Genomic DNA, 13,338 nt, shown 5'->3' with positions numbered 1-13,338 from the left:
TATTTAATTTGGAATTTTACTCCAACGCAGTGCGGGGCGTACCCGTTCGCGACAGATCCGCGATGGCCATGGCGAGCAGTTCGATCAGGTAAATTTTGCTGATCGCCGGTGAAACGTCGCCGCCGATGGTCAGCGGTTCGATGGGGACGGCCAGCAAAACCAGATCGGCCGCCTGCGCCACCGGGCTGTTGACGCGGCCGGTAATGGCAATGGTTTTGGCGCCAGCGGCGCGCGCGCGTTTGAGAAATTCCACGGTATCCAGCGTCACACCACTCTCTGAAATGCCCAGGGCCACACAGTTTTTGTCGATATCGGTCATTACCTCGTGCGCCAGGACCGGATCCTGAAACGCCTGCGCGGGCAGCCCGAGCCGCATGAGACGGTAGGCAGCCAGCGGGCTGACCAGACCGGAGATGCCCGAACCGAACAGGAAAATCCGCCGTGCCTTGGCAATATGCAGGGCGATGGCCAGTACCTGCTCGGCATGCAATGCGCTGGCGGTTTTCTGCATGCTCAGGGTCAGGCGGCTGACCAGCGCGTTGTAGCGGTCCTCTTCGTTACCGTTGTCGATGGCGCCATTGCGTTCGGTGGCGGCCAGCTCGGCCATCAGCGCCAGCTTGAAATCGCTGAAGCCCTTGAAGCCCAGCTGGCGACACAATCGCAGCACACTGGCCTGGCCACTATGGGTGTACTCGGCCAGCTCGGCCACGGTTTGCCGGACCACTTTTTCAGGATTGGCAAGTACGTACTGACCGACTCGCGAAGAGACTTCGCTCATGGCGCCAATGGCATTGGCCAGATGAACCAGCGGGGCTTTTTGTTTATTCAGAATGGTCATGGACGGAAAACAGGCCTGGCGTATTTTGAGTATCGAAACAGGTCAACGGTACAGCGTTCACCCGGGAACGTAGAACAATACACCCTGAATGTGATAAGAATATGCAAAGTATATCTGAACTGGCCTGGCGGCAAGTGCTGCATGCAATCGGGGTCATGCGCCCGCTGTCGTAATAAATCGAATCAGAAATATACACAAGCGCACCTCTTGCGGCCGCCCAAACGGCGTTAATATTGGCGTTTTCAACTGCCGTATTCACATTCATGATATTTTCGCTGCCCGCGCGCGCATTCTTTTTTCGACTGAACCGGCTGGGTGCAGGGCTGCTTGTGCTGGCACTGGTCGCTCTGTTTTGTGCTGCGCCGGTCTGGGCGCAGGATAAAGACGCGCCTGCCGACATTGCCCAGGTGCTCAAACAGGCGCAGGGCCAGATCGATCCGATCAAAAAGCAGCTGGAAAAAATCGCCGATACGCCGCTGGACGATAGCGCGCTGGCTGAAATGCGCGAACAGGCCTTGAAGACCCAGTCGGCAGCAGCAGATGCTGCTGCCGCTCTCGCGCCCAAACTCAAGGATGTGCAGGAGCGGCTGGCAGAACTGGGACCGGCCGATGCGGCCACGCCCGAAGCGCCCAATATCAGCGAGCAGCGGGGCCAGTTGGGCAAGGAAAGCAGCAAGCTCGATTCGCAAATCAAGCTGGCGCGCCTGATCTCGGTAGAAGCAGAGCAGGCGGCCGAGCAATTGAGCAAAGAGCGGCGCCTGCGCTTTCAGGCGCAGTTGGGCGAGCGCACGACCTCTATTGTGTCGGGGACCTTCTGGACCGATCTGACGCGGGAGTGGACGCGTGACAGCATCCGCACTCAGCCCCTGGCCAGCGAATTGAGTGGGATGCTGGCGACGATTACGCCGACGCTGGGCATTGTCATGGCCGTTATCATTGCGCTGATCATTGCCGTGCGTCTGGTATTTGAAGAACTGCTGCTCAAAGTCATGACACACTTTGTGGCGCCGGGACGCCTGCGGCGGTCTCTGTACGCCGTTGTGGTGGTATTGATGTCTGCCGTGGCATTCGGACTGGTGGCCGAAACCATACGGACCGGTCTGACCTGGACGCAGGACCCGACGGGGACCATGGTCGATATTCTGGGTCATTTTGTGCTGGTATCGTGGTTTTGCGGGTTTGTGGCCGGCCTGGGCAAGGCCCTGCTGGCAGCCCATCATGCCTCGTGGCGCCTGATTCCCATGCGCGACGATGTCGCGCTGAATCTGCGCTGGTTTCCGGTAGCCCTGGCCGGGATTATCAGTCTGGGCTGGTTTATTCAGGGCGTGTTTGCCACTGTGTATGCCAGTCTGGCGCTGACCGTCGCCGTCAACTGTATTATTTCCCTGACCACCAGCGTTGCCATTGGCGTGGCCATGGTGCGTTCACGCCGGCGCTATGCGACTGAGACCGATGCCACCCAGCGCAGCAACCAGATGAGTATTCCCGGCTGGCTCAATGTGGTGATCAATCTGGCCGGCATTGCGTTGATCGTGAGCCAGATCGCACTGGTGCTGGGTTACGTGGCGCTGGGCTCCATCATTGTCCAGCAACTGGTGTGGATTTTTCTGGTGCTGCTGTCGGCCTACCTGCTGGCGGTGCTGATCGAGGACACCTGCACGGTAATGCTGATTGCCGTGAAGCGACAGGATGGGCAGGAAGAGGCCACGGCGTATCCGGCCATACGCAGCCAGTTGCTGGTGCTGGCCTCGGGCCTGGGACGATTGCTGATTGTTTTGCTGGCGCTGGCCCTGTTGCTGGCGCCCTTTGGCGGCGGGCCAACCGAGTGGCTGCGCAATTTTTCGTTCTTGTATTCCGGTGTGAAGCTGGGTGAAGTGCAGATACGGCCGACTGCGATTCTGATTGCGCTGGCAGTGCTGGTGCTGGGGTTCGCGCTGGTCAAAATATTGCAGAACTGGCTGAGTGATCAGTATCTGCCGACCACCCGCATGGATGCGGGCATGCGGGCCTCGGCCAGTGCGCTTTTTGGTTATGCCGGTTACGTGCTGGCCGGGGCGTTGACGCTGTCGGCGCTGGGTATCGGTCTGGAACGGGTGGCCTGGATTGCCAGTGCATTGTCAGTGGGTATCGGTTTTGGTCTGCAGGCGATTGTGCAGAACTTTGTGTCGGGTCTGATTCTGCTGGCCGAGCGGCCGGTCAAGGTCGGCGACTGGGTGTCGCTTGACGGTGCTGAAGGGGATATCCGTCGCATCAATGTGCGGGCCACCGAGATCCAGTTGTGGGATCGCTCCACCATGATCGTGCCCAACTCCGAGTTTATTACAAAGGTGGTACGCAACGTGACCCATGCCAGCCCCATCGGGCGCGTGCTGATCCGGCTGGCGCTGCCCGTGGGCACGGACCCCTCAAAGGTGAAAGAGATTATTCTGCAGGCCTATCAGGCCAATGAAGAAGTACTGGATGAGCCGCGTCCCGACATTCTGCTTGACAGTATCGACGCCTCGGGCCTGATTTTTATTGCCACCGGTTATGTGAATTCACCGCGCATGGTGGCACGGGTGCGCAGTGCCTTGCTGTTCGACATTTTGCAGCATTTGCATGATGCCGATATTGCCCTGGTGGCACCGGCCACCATGATGCTCAAGGAAGTCGCTGCGCAGGCGCAGAACAAGACGCATATGGAAGGTGGCCCTGAGTAGAAGTCGCCGGGCAGGGGCGGGAGCCATGCCGGAGTAACGAAGGCACTGAAGAGCTGAAGACATCGGCACTACCGCGCAGAAATGATTGCGCCAACAGTTTGATTAGCGGAGCGGCCTGCTATTTCAATTGAAATATCAGGGAATGCTGACGCTGCCTTTTTGCAGGTCTTTCGGGATCCGCTCGTACAGCACATAATCGTATTTCATCCCGTTTTCTTCCGGCTGCGCTTCGCGCGAGACTTCACGCCACAGCTGCTCGTCCAGGTCGGGGAAAAAGGCATCACCGTCCACCGACTGGTGGATTTCGGTTGCCATGACCTGTTGCGCTTTTTCGATCGCCTGCGCATAGATTTGTTCGCCACCAATCACGAATGCCGTGTCGCTGCCGTCAAAGGCCTGGGCAATGGCGGCATCAAGAGAACGGACAATCTCTGCGCCCTCGGCGGCAAACGCCGGATTGCGCGTGACGACAATATTGCGCCGGCCGGGCAGGGGGCGCCCGATGGACTCCCAGGTTTTGCGGCCCATGATAATCGGCTTGCCCATGGTCAGGGATTTGAATCGCTTAAGATCGCCCGACAAGTGCCAGGGCAGGGTATTGTTGACGCCGATTACGCGGTTTTCGACGGCGTAGGCAACAAGAAGAATGAGTGAAGACATGGCGGTTCCTGAGTGTAATACGGCGGGACCGGCCTTCGTTATCGGAAGGCCTGGCAAACAGGGCGATGATCGGGTCGTGCAAAGTCGGGTCATGCAAAGGCAGCACGGCCGCCGGTTTCAGACGGCGACCGGCGCCTTGATATGCGGATGAAACTGATAATCGGCGATCTCGAAATCCTCATAGTCATAATCGAAAATGGAATCGGGCTTGCGATGGATGATCAGGCGCGGGAACGGGTAGGGCGTGCGTGACAGCTGCAGTCTGGCCTGTTCCATATGATTGCTGTAAAGATGGCAGTCGCCGCCCGTCCAGACGAAGTCTCCCACCTCCAGGCCGCATTGCTGCGCGACCAGGTGCGTGAGCAGCGCGTAGCTGGCAATATTGAACGGCACGCCCAGGAATATATCGGCGCTGCGCTGGTAAAGCTGGCACGACAGTTTGCCCTCGGCCACATAGAACTGGAAGAACGCGTGGCAGGGTGGCAGTTTCATCTGGCCGATGTCGGCCACGTTCCAGGCTGAGACAATCAGGCGACGCGAGTCGGGATTGGCGCGGATCTGTTCGATGACCTGGGCAATCTGGTCAATATGGCCGCCGTCGGGCTTGGGCCAGGAGCGCCATTGCACGCCATATACCGGCCCCAGATTGCCATCGGCATCGGCCCATTCGTCCCAGATCGTGACGCCGCGCTCCTGCAGCCAGCGCACGTTCGAGTCGCCGCGCAGGAACCAGAGCAGTTCGATAAAGATACTTTTGGTGTGCAGTTTTTTTGTGGTGATCAGCGGGAAGCCTTCGGCCAGATTGAACCGCATCTGATGCCCGAACACCGAACGCGTACCGGTACCGGTGCGGTCGGTTTTTTCCACGCCATTGTCCATCACATGACGCATGAAATTTTCGTACTGATCGTTCATATCAAGCCTCGGCGATCACGTAAGAGTGGGTAATAACGGCGGATTTCTCCAGCATCGCCACCGCGGAACAATATTTTTCGTGGGACAGGCTGACGGCTCGCTCCACGGCTTTTTCCGGCAGGTTTTTGCCGGTAACGGTGAAGACGAAATGGATTTTGGTGAAAATCTTCGGGTCGGTGTCGGCCCGCTCGCCCTGTACCGCGACCTGGCAGCGCGTGACCTGGTGGCGGCCGCGTTTCAGAATCAGCACGACATCATAGGCCGAGCAGCCGCCGGCGCTCACCAGCATCATTTCCATAGGCCGCGGCGCCAGATTGTTGCCGCCCCCGTCGGGTGCGCCATCCATGGTGACCGTGTGCCCGCTGCCGGTTCGGGCGACGAACAGCATGCCGTCGGGCCCGTTCCATTCGATATTGCATTCCATGATGGATTCCTGCCTTAAATCAAAATGAAATCATACCTCATTGCTACAATGGACTTTCTGACAGACTCCGCCGGGACACAAATTGGCCACCGGGTGGTTCCTGTCGCTGTTTTATCCGAACACAGGCTGACTTATGACCGAAAAAGCTATTGCAGTACGTGAATTTGACCGTCGATATTCGCTTGCCGACCGTATCCTGGCCGAGGTAGGCACCGCACTTGAAGTATTGTCGGGCGCCTCGCGCGCCTCCCGGCCCAATCCGGCAGGCAAGCCCGCCGCCGATGACCCGCAGCTGAGCAATGCCGAAGCCCGGCATGCGGCAGGCCTGATGCGTGTCAATCATGTTGGCGAGGTGTGCGCACAGGCGCTGTATCGCGGTCAGTCGCTGATGTGTCGCGACGCCTCGACGCGCAATGTATTCGATACTGCTGCCCAGGAGGAAGTGGATCATCTTTCCTGGTGCCACGACCGTATCCGCGAGCTCAACAGCCACACCAGCCTGCTCAATCCACTGTGGTATGCAGGCTCTTTCGGGCTGGGCGTGCTGGCCAGCGCGGCCGGGCGCGAGCGCAATCTGGGCTTTATGGCGGAAACGGAACGCCAGGTCGAGGCACATCTGGACAGCCATCTGACCGAATTGCCCGCACACGACAGTCGTTCGCGCGCCATTGTGCAGCAGATGAAGCTGGACGAGATTCATCATCGCGAGACAGCCGAGCATCATGGCGGGACTCCGCTGCCGATGCCCGTACGCAAAGTCATGACGGCCATGTCCAAAGTTATGACGACACTGGCCTATCGTCTTTAAGGTCAGCACGGCGGCCAACGCCCGGCCTGTTTCTCCTGCACTGCAACGGCAGCCGTTGCGGCAAAATCGGGGGGCAGGAGGGCGTCGGAACCGCCTCCAGGGGTTACGTGAGAAAAGGGAGCCGGTCGGCGAACCATGCATCTGAACCTGTCCTCTTGCTGAAAATGACACGAAAGCCGCTTTTTTTTATTTGTTTTGTATCAAAAATACAACGCGTTTTAGGCAATGGTCTGTATTTGTCTATGGGAACAACCCGCAGGCAAGCGTTAATACCTATGGACATTGCGATAGGAGAGGCCATTTTGAAACACATTGAAGTAAACCAGGGCCCAAATTCAAACGCTTGATTGAAAATTTTCTTGCGTTGCACAAAAGAAAAGAGTACTATCTGTTTAACGGATGACGAAATGGTTTTTCGGAAATTCGCAGTAAGCAGTGAAAGCGGTAGCAGGAACACCGGCCAGTTCAAGAAAATAATGGCAGGTAACCCGTTCAACGTTTCCATTGCAGGCAGCAAGCTGTATTTGCCCGCCAACTGCTTGGGTTTTTGCCATTTGTCTTGCCAAGGTTGTCTCCTCCACCCTCCTCCTTTGGTGGATTTAGCCCAAGATCGCAAGGTCTTGGGCTTTTTTTTGTGTTTTTTCAGCGCACGGAAATGCAAAGCTAAATTCAGCATAAATCACATAACTGTGCTGTTGATGCAGATTAGTTATTAAAATTGCTGAATATGAAATGTTATGCCGTTTGTTTCAAACCGGATAGCGGCCGGTCCCCGCGCGTTACTATTGTCGCTTGTTAAGTATTTTGCATTTTGGATCGACTTTGACATTCACCTGGCAATATCTCTATATCAGCATTGTCGCCTTCATGGTCGGCGGGCTGATCGTTTTTTCCGAAAGATGGCATGGCCGCTACACCGGCGACTACGATCTGGATAAACCACAAGCCTCCCATAAAAAATCCACGCCGCGTATCGGCGGCCTGGCGGTGTTTGCCGGCACGCTGGCCGGCCTGCTGGTGCTGGGCCGCCCCGACAACATGACGCTGAACTGGTTGTGGCCTGCCTTGTTTGTGGCGTCGCTGCCGGTGTTTGTGGCGGGCATTCTTGAAGATATCACCAAAGATATCGGTGCCGGCAAGCGTTTGCTGGCCGCGTTTCTGTCGGCTGCCATTGCCTGGTGGTTCTTTGGCGGCGTCAGTCGCGTCAGCATCGATGTCTTCAACTATATTCTTGGCTTCTGGCCTGTTTCCCTGATCTTTACGGTGGTCGCGGTGGGCGGTTGTACGCACGCGCTCAATATTGTGGATGGTATGAACGGGCTGGCCGGCATGGTGGCCATGCTGATGGCTACCTCCATTGCCCTGGTTGCCTATCAGGTGGATGACCTGGCTATTTTCGCTATCGCTCTGGCCATGGCCTCGTCAATTGTGGGTTTTTTCGTCTGGAATTTTCCTTTCGGTCGCGTCTTTTTAGGAGACGGGGGCGCCTATTTCATTGGCTTTATGCTGGCCGAACTGGCCGTGCTGCTGGTGGTGCGCAATCCGTCTGTGTCTCCTTTTTATGCGCTGGCGGTGCTGTTTTATCCGGTCTTTGAAACGCTGTTTTCGATCTGGCGCCGACGCTTCAAGCGGGGCGTACCGGTGGACCAGCCCGATGCGCTGCATTTGCATCAGCTCATTTTTCGCCGGCTGGTGCGCGTGACCTTCAACCGCAGGGGCGCGGGGATGGTGCCGGTCATGTGCAATGCGCTGACTTCGCCCTATCTTTGGGTCCTGACGCTGATCGGCCTGATCCCGGCAACCTATTATTGGGACAATCCAATCGCCCTGTGTATCAGCATGCTGGTATTTGCGTCGGTGTATATCTGGCTTTATTCCCGGCTGGTGGCCTGGCGCTGTCCGCGCTGGTTGCTGCTGCCTTCTGTGTCACGTCGGCGCTGATCCGCGAGCTGGTTTGTTTCAGTCCGGTAATACCTGCTTGCCGCTTCTTTCTCCGCGGTTACCGGTAAATTGTTAAAATCAGCTTATTGATACTCGTTCCATCACATCTATTTGACTTCCCTTCTGGAGAATTACGTGCAACTTGGCGATATAAAATTAGCAATTGTCGGACTTGGTTATGTCGGCCTGCCTTTGGCGGTGGAATTCGGCAAGAAGCGCAGTGTGCTGGGTTTTGATATCAACCAGAAACGCATCAAAGAATTGCAGGGCGGGGTCGATCACACGCTTGAAGTCTCTTCCGAAGAACTGGCCGAGGCCGGCCAGTTGAGCTACAGCGCCGATTCTGCAGACCTGGCCAAATGCAATGTGTATATCGTGACCGTGCCTACGCCGATCGACGACTACAAGCAACCTGATCTGACGCCGCTGATCAAGGCCAGTGAAACCATTGGCAAGGTGCTCAAAAAAGGAGACATCGTGATTTACGAATCCACGGTGTATCCGGGCGCGACGGAAGAAGATTGTGTGCCGGTACTGGAAAAGTTTTCCGGCCTCACCTTTAACAAAGATTTCTTCGCCGGCTACAGCCCGGAGCGGATCAATCCGGGCGACAAGAATCATCGCGTTTCCACCATCAAGAAAGTGACGTCCGGATCAACACCGGAAATCGCCGATCTGGTCAACGAGCTGTACGGACAGATCATTACCGCCGGTACGCACAAGGCGTCCAGCATCCGCGTGGCTGAAGCGGCCAAAGTGATCGAAAACACCCAGCGTGATGTGAACATTGCGCTGATCAACGAGCTGGCCCTGATCTTCAATAAAATGGGCATTGATACCGAAGCCGTGCTGGAAGCGGCGGGCACCAAATGGAATTTCCTGCCGTTCCGTCCGGGTCTGGTCGGCGGTCACTGCATTGGCGTGGATCCGTATTACCTCACGCATAAAGCGCAAGCCATTGGTTATCACCCCGAAATCATTCTGGCGGGGCGCCGTCTGAATGATTCCATGGGATCTTATGTGGTGTCGCAACTGGTCAAGGCCATGACCAAGCGGCAGATTCAGGTACAGGGCGCCAAAGTATTGGTCATGGGCCTGACCTTCAAGGAAAACTGCCCCGATCTGCGTAATACGCGTATCGTGGATATTCTGAAGGAACTGGGCGAGTACAGCATGGACGTCGATGTGTATGATCCATGGGTCGACCCGGCAGAGGCCGAGCATGAATACGGCATTACGCCCGTGAAGTCGCCGGAAAAAGGCGCCTACGATGCCATTATCCTGGCGGTGTCGCATCATCAGTTTGTTACCCTGGGTGCCGAGGGCATCCGGGCGCTGGGCAAACCCCAGCATGTTCTTTATGACCTCAAATATGTATTGACGGCAGATCAGTCGGATATCCGGCTGTAATCACGACCATCGTACGGGCAGGCGCAAGCGATATCGTATCGGTGGCGCCTGTATTTTTGACGGGCTCAACCCATAGCAGGTGAAAATTATGACTCAGGCATTCGAGAATCTCAAAAACTCCATTCAGGCCGAACCGCGGACCTGGCTGGTTACCGGCTGTGCCGGCTTTATCGGTTCCAATCTGCTGGAAACCCTGCTTTTGCTGGACCAGAAAGTGGTCGGGCTGGATAACTTTTCCACCGGCTTTCAGCACAATCTGGATGAAGTGCAACAGTCCGTCAGCCAGACGCAGTGGGCCAATTTCAATTTCATCGAGGGCGATATCCGCGATCTGGACGTCTGCAAGAAAGCAGTGACAGGCGTAGACTATGTCCTGCATCAGGCGGCGCTGGGTTCCGTGCCGCGCAGCCTGGACGATCCGATTACCACCAACGCGGTCAATATCAGCGGCTTTCTGAACATGCTGGTCGCGGCGCGCGAAGCCAATATCAAGTCCTTTGTTTATGCGGCCTCCAGCTCTACTTACGGAGATCACCCCGATCTGCCCAAAGTGGAAGACAAGATCGGCAACCCGCTTTCTCCCTATGCCGTGACCAAATATGTGAATGAACTGTATGCCGACGTGTTTGCACGGTCCTACGGCTTCAGCTCGGTCGGCCTGCGTTATTTCAATGTGTTCGGCAAACGGCAGAACCCCGATGGCGCATATGCAGCGGTCATTCCCAAGTGGACATCGTCCATGATCAAGGGTGAAGATGTCTTCATCAATGGCGATGGCGAGACCAGCCGTGATTTCTGCTTCGTAGAAAACGCGGTGCAGGCCAATCTGCTGGCCGCGGCCAATATGCCGGAGCAGGGCAGCCAGGTGTTCAATGTGGCGGTCAACGCCCGGACCAGTCTGAATGAGTTGTTCGCCCATCTGGCCAGCACGCTGGACAAGAACGGCGTGAAGTACGAGAAAAAACCGGTATACCGCGATTTTCGCACGGGCGATGTTCGTCATTCGCAGGCGGATATCACCAAGGCGCATGATCAGTTGGGTTACAACCCTACGCACACAATTCTGGAAGGGATTGAAGTGGCCATGCCCTGGTATACCCAGTTTCTGCGTTAATCCTTGAAGCGGGTAATCGGGCGGTTTAAAGGGCTGCATCCTGACCATTTACGCATCGCGCAAGGCGCGATGCGTGTGGCATTTTTTCTGCTGATCGGCAAGGCGGCGGGCGCGCTCAAGGAAATGGCGGTGGCGCATCGCTATGGCGTGAGCGAAGTGGTGGACGCCTATCAGTTCACCATGACCATGGCCAACTGGTTGCCGGTCACTATTGTGGGGGCGTTTTCGATTGTCCTGATTCCGGTGCTGGTCAAGACGCGCTATGCGCCGAATCAGGAACGGGTGCAGTTTCTGCGTGAGTTGCAAGGCTGGGTGCTGGCAATCGGTGTGCTCACCGGCGTGCTGACCTGGATGCTTTGGCCGTATGTGCTGGATTATGCCGGCGGCAATTTGAACGAGCTCACGCGGCAGCACAGTTCCGAGCTGATATGGGCATTTGCGCCGGCCGCGCTGCTGACCCTGCTGATCGGCGTGGGCACGTCCCGGCTGCGGGCGCATGAACGGCATGTGAACACCTTGCTGGAAAGTATCCCGGCCCTGATGATTCTGGCCTGGATTCTGCTGACACCGGGCGATGCGAGTGTCATGCCGCTGCTGTTGGGCACGCTTGTGGGGTATGTGATTCAATCCGTCTGGCTGACGCTGCTGGCGCGCAAGGCGGACGATGGAATATGGGGTGTGCCCAGTTTCACATTAAAATCCCATCAGTGGCCCTTGTTGCTGAACGCGGCCGGGGTCATGCTGATCGGGCAGATTGCCATGAGTTTCGTGGGGCCATTGGACCAGATCGCCGCAGCCAAGCTGGGTGAAAACGCCAATGCCACGCTGGGATATGCGGCGCGGCTGCTGTCGCTGATTATTGGCCTGGGCGCCGCCTCGGTCGGACGCGCGGCGCTGCCCGTGCTGGCTGATGTGCAAAGCCAGGGTGACGCGCATCGTGCCCGCACGATGGCGCTCAAGTGGTCTGTTCTCATGCTGGCGGGCGGCCTGGTGGCGGTGGCGGTGTGCTGGGTGATGGCGCCCTGGATCGTAAAGATTCTGTTTGAAAAAGGTGCATTTACGGCCGATGATACGGTCGCGGTGGCCAGCGTATTGCGCTGGGGGATTTTGCAGTTGCCGTTTTATTTTGGCGTGCTGATTCTGGTGCAACTGATGGCCAGCCAGAATCGTTATCGCCTGATGGCCGCCATCGCTGTTGCGAATTTTGCCCTGAAAGCGGTGCTGAATCAATTTCTGGCGCCGGCCATGGGCGTTGAAGGGATCATGCTGGCTACCAGCTGCATGTATCTTCTGTCTTATATTTGTTATGTCTTTGTGACGCTGACGTATGATGTGTCCAAAAAATCTCCTCCAGAAAAACCTGCTGATTGAACTATGCCTTCGAACGCCACAACTGTGAAGCCACCTACCTTGCGAATTATGCTCTTTATCCATTCGCTGCATGCGGGCGGCGCCGAAAGGGTGGCGGTCGACCTGGCCAACCAGTGGCATATTCATGGGCATGACGTCATTGTGGTCACGCAGACGGATGCCAGCGGCGATGTTTACGAACTGAACCGGCATATCGAACGGGTGGCGCTGAACACTGCGGGTCTGTCGGGTATTATGGCCAATTTGCGCCGTCTGTACGTATTGCGCAAGGCCCTGCAACGCTACCGTCCTGATATTGTGCTGGGCATGATGACGACCGCATCCATTCTCTCTGTGATTGCGTCAACCGGCCTGCGCACGCGCGTGATTGCCACCGAGCATACCCATCCACCCTCACAGAACCTGTCTTCCTTCTGGCTGAAACTGCGCCGCCGGACGTATCCCAGGGCGGCCAAAGTGGTTGCGCTGACCCGCGATACGGCAAGCTGGATTGTCAATCATGTGCCGGGTTCGGACATGGCCGTGATTCCGAATGCAGTGCATTGGCCGCTGGCCGACAGCGAACCCAAAGTGACGCCGCCATCGCGCAATGGCCGCTGTCGCCTGCTGGCGGTGGGCCGCCTGCACACCGATAAGGGTTTCGACATACTCATTGATGCTTTCCGCGACCTGGCCCAGGTGTTCCCCGATTGGGATCTGGTCATTCTTGGCGAAGGCACTGAGCGCGAGCGGCTGCAGGCGCAGATCGACGCAGCCGGGCTGGCCGATCGCATCAGTATGCCGGGGCGCGTAGGCAATATGCGGCAGTGGTATCAGGCTTGTGATATCTATGTGCTCAGCTCGCGGGTTGAAGGCTTATCCAACAGTTTGCTGGAGGCGATGGCCTGCGGCATGCCCAGCGTGGCCTTCGATTGCGAAACAGGGCCGCGCGAAATCATCCGGCCCGATATCGACGGCCTGCTGGTGACGCCTGTCGAAGATCCGCAGGCGCTGGCCGCGGCGCTGTCTGGACTGATGCATGACAAACAAGCCCGCAAGACGCTGGCCAGCCGCGCCGTGGACGTGCGCGACCGTTTCTCGATGCGGCGGGTCCTGTCCTTGTGGCAAGAGGTTTTCAACGACATACAGCATCACGAAAAAAAGGAATAGGCAAGGCTT

The 13,338-nt window shown here is 57.1% G+C and carries 12 protein-coding genes; 7 read left to right on the top strand and 5 right to left on the bottom strand.

Annotation, left to right across the window (positions count from 1 at the left end):
- Positions 1 to 16 precede the first annotated feature (16 nt).
- A complete protein-coding gene (locus tag W822_RS25530; RefSeq protein ID WP_024003333.1) occupies positions 17 to 838 on the bottom strand; it encodes a MurR/RpiR family transcriptional regulator in 822 nt (273 codons plus the stop codon).
- 263 nt (positions 839 to 1,101) lie between these two features.
- On the opposite strand from W822_RS25530, the gene W822_RS25525 reads away from it, so the two are divergent.
- Positions 1,102 to 3,537 carry a DUF3772 domain-containing protein gene (locus W822_RS25525; protein WP_155848063.1) on the top strand — a complete coding sequence of 812 codons (2,436 nt, stop codon included), beginning with the start codon at positions 1,102 to 1,104 and terminating at the stop codon, positions 3,535 to 3,537.
- 135 nt (positions 3,538 to 3,672) lie between these two features.
- Here W822_RS25525 and W822_RS25520 read toward each other — a convergent pair whose 3' ends face one another.
- From W822_RS25520 to W822_RS25510, 3 genes are all read right to left on the bottom strand, one after another.
- Positions 3,673 to 4,197 (bottom strand): dihydrofolate reductase, encoded by a 525-nt coding sequence (locus tag W822_RS25520; protein WP_024003331.1) that lies wholly within the window; start codon positions 4,195 to 4,197, stop codon positions 3,673 to 3,675.
- Between the two features lie 117 nt (positions 4,198 to 4,314).
- Entirely contained in the window at positions 4,315 to 5,112 is a 798-nt protein-coding gene (locus W822_RS25515; RefSeq protein WP_024003330.1) for a thymidylate synthase, read from the bottom strand.
- Between the two features lies 1 nt (position 5,113).
- The gene (locus W822_RS25510) at positions 5,114 to 5,536 is read right to left on the bottom strand and encodes an OsmC family protein (protein WP_024003329.1); all 423 of its coding nucleotides are present in this window, start codon (positions 5,534 to 5,536) and stop codon (positions 5,114 to 5,116) included.
- A gap of 133 nt (positions 5,537 to 5,669) precedes the next feature.
- Between W822_RS25510 and coq7 the strand changes: the two genes are divergently transcribed.
- Complete coding sequence (coq7, locus tag W822_RS25505) at positions 5,670 to 6,344, top strand: 2-polyprenyl-3-methyl-6-methoxy-1,4-benzoquinone monooxygenase (RefSeq protein WP_024003328.1); 675 nt, start codon at positions 5,670 to 5,672, stop codon at positions 6,342 to 6,344.
- Between the two features lie 103 nt (positions 6,345 to 6,447).
- Here the strand turns inward: coq7 and W822_RS25500 are convergent, their stop codons facing one another.
- On the bottom strand, positions 6,448 to 7,020 hold the full coding sequence (locus tag W822_RS25500) for a hypothetical protein (protein WP_024003327.1): 573 nt from the start codon (positions 7,018 to 7,020) through the stop codon (positions 6,448 to 6,450).
- A 191-nt stretch (positions 7,021 to 7,211) separates the two neighbouring features.
- Between W822_RS25500 and W822_RS25495 the strand changes: the two genes are divergently transcribed.
- The 5 genes from W822_RS25495 (at position 7,212) to W822_RS25475 (ending at position 13,329) form a co-directional block, all read left to right on the top strand.
- Positions 7,212 to 8,285: an MraY family glycosyltransferase gene (locus tag W822_RS25495; RefSeq protein ID WP_051401676.1), complete on the top strand. Its 1,074-nt coding sequence runs from the start codon at positions 7,212 to 7,214 to the stop codon at positions 8,283 to 8,285.
- Between the two features lie 135 nt (positions 8,286 to 8,420).
- Positions 8,421 to 9,695 (top strand): Vi polysaccharide biosynthesis UDP-N-acetylglucosamine C-6 dehydrogenase TviB, encoded by a 1,275-nt coding sequence (gene tviB / locus W822_RS25490; protein ID WP_024003325.1) that lies wholly within the window; start codon positions 8,421 to 8,423, stop codon positions 9,693 to 9,695.
- An 88-nt stretch (positions 9,696 to 9,783) separates the two neighbouring features.
- A complete protein-coding gene (locus W822_RS25485; RefSeq protein ID WP_024003324.1) occupies positions 9,784 to 10,809 on the top strand; it encodes an SDR family oxidoreductase in 1,026 nt (341 codons plus the stop codon).
- A gap of 3 nt (positions 10,810 to 10,812) precedes the next feature.
- Positions 10,813 to 12,180, top strand: a complete 1,368-nt coding sequence (murJ, locus tag W822_RS25480; protein WP_024003323.1) for a murein biosynthesis integral membrane protein MurJ — start codon at positions 10,813 to 10,815, stop codon at positions 12,178 to 12,180.
- A 3-nt stretch (positions 12,181 to 12,183) separates the two neighbouring features.
- Positions 12,184 to 13,329: a glycosyltransferase family 4 protein gene (locus tag W822_RS25475; RefSeq protein ID WP_024003322.1), complete on the top strand. Its 1,146-nt coding sequence runs from the start codon at positions 12,184 to 12,186 to the stop codon at positions 13,327 to 13,329.
- Positions 13,330 to 13,338: the final 9 nt, after the last annotated feature.

It is taken from the genome of Advenella kashmirensis W13003 (assembly GCF_000506985.1).
Lineage (GTDB): Bacteria > Pseudomonadota > Gammaproteobacteria > Burkholderiales > Burkholderiaceae_B > Advenella > Advenella kashmirensis_A.
Note: the sequence above shows the minus strand (reverse complement) of the source record. Positions and strands in the feature narration are given on the sequence as shown.

What these genes read in the sequence shown, in the direction of transcription:
- W822_RS25510 (WP_024003329.1), bottom strand. Translation starts at nt 5,536, where the DNA reads ATGGAATGCAATATCGAATGGAACGGGCCCGACGGCATGCTGTTCGTC.
- W822_RS25530 (WP_024003333.1), bottom strand. Translation starts at nt 838, where the DNA reads ATGACCATTCTGAATAAACAAAAAGCCCCGCTGGTTCATCTGGCCAAT.
- W822_RS25500 (WP_024003327.1), bottom strand. Translation starts at nt 7,020, where the DNA reads ATGCTGAATTTAGCTTTGCATTTCCGTGCGCTGAAAAAACACAAAAAA.
- W822_RS25520 (WP_024003331.1), bottom strand. Translation starts at nt 4,197, where the DNA reads ATGTCTTCACTCATTCTTCTTGTTGCCTACGCCGTCGAAAACCGCGTA.
- W822_RS25485 (WP_024003324.1), top strand. Translation starts at nt 9,784, where the DNA reads ATGACTCAGGCATTCGAGAATCTCAAAAACTCCATTCAGGCCGAACCG.
- W822_RS25495 (WP_051401676.1), top strand. Translation starts at nt 7,212, where the DNA reads ATGGTCGGCGGGCTGATCGTTTTTTCCGAAAGATGGCATGGCCGCTAC.
- W822_RS25515 (WP_024003330.1), bottom strand. Translation starts at nt 5,112, where the DNA reads ATGAACGATCAGTACGAAAATTTCATGCGTCATGTGATGGACAATGGC.
- W822_RS25475 (WP_024003322.1), top strand. Translation starts at nt 12,184, where the DNA reads ATGCCTTCGAACGCCACAACTGTGAAGCCACCTACCTTGCGAATTATG.
- coq7 (WP_024003328.1), top strand. Translation starts at nt 5,670, where the DNA reads ATGACCGAAAAAGCTATTGCAGTACGTGAATTTGACCGTCGATATTCG.
- W822_RS25525 (WP_155848063.1), top strand. Translation starts at nt 1,102, where the DNA reads ATGATATTTTCGCTGCCCGCGCGCGCATTCTTTTTTCGACTGAACCGG.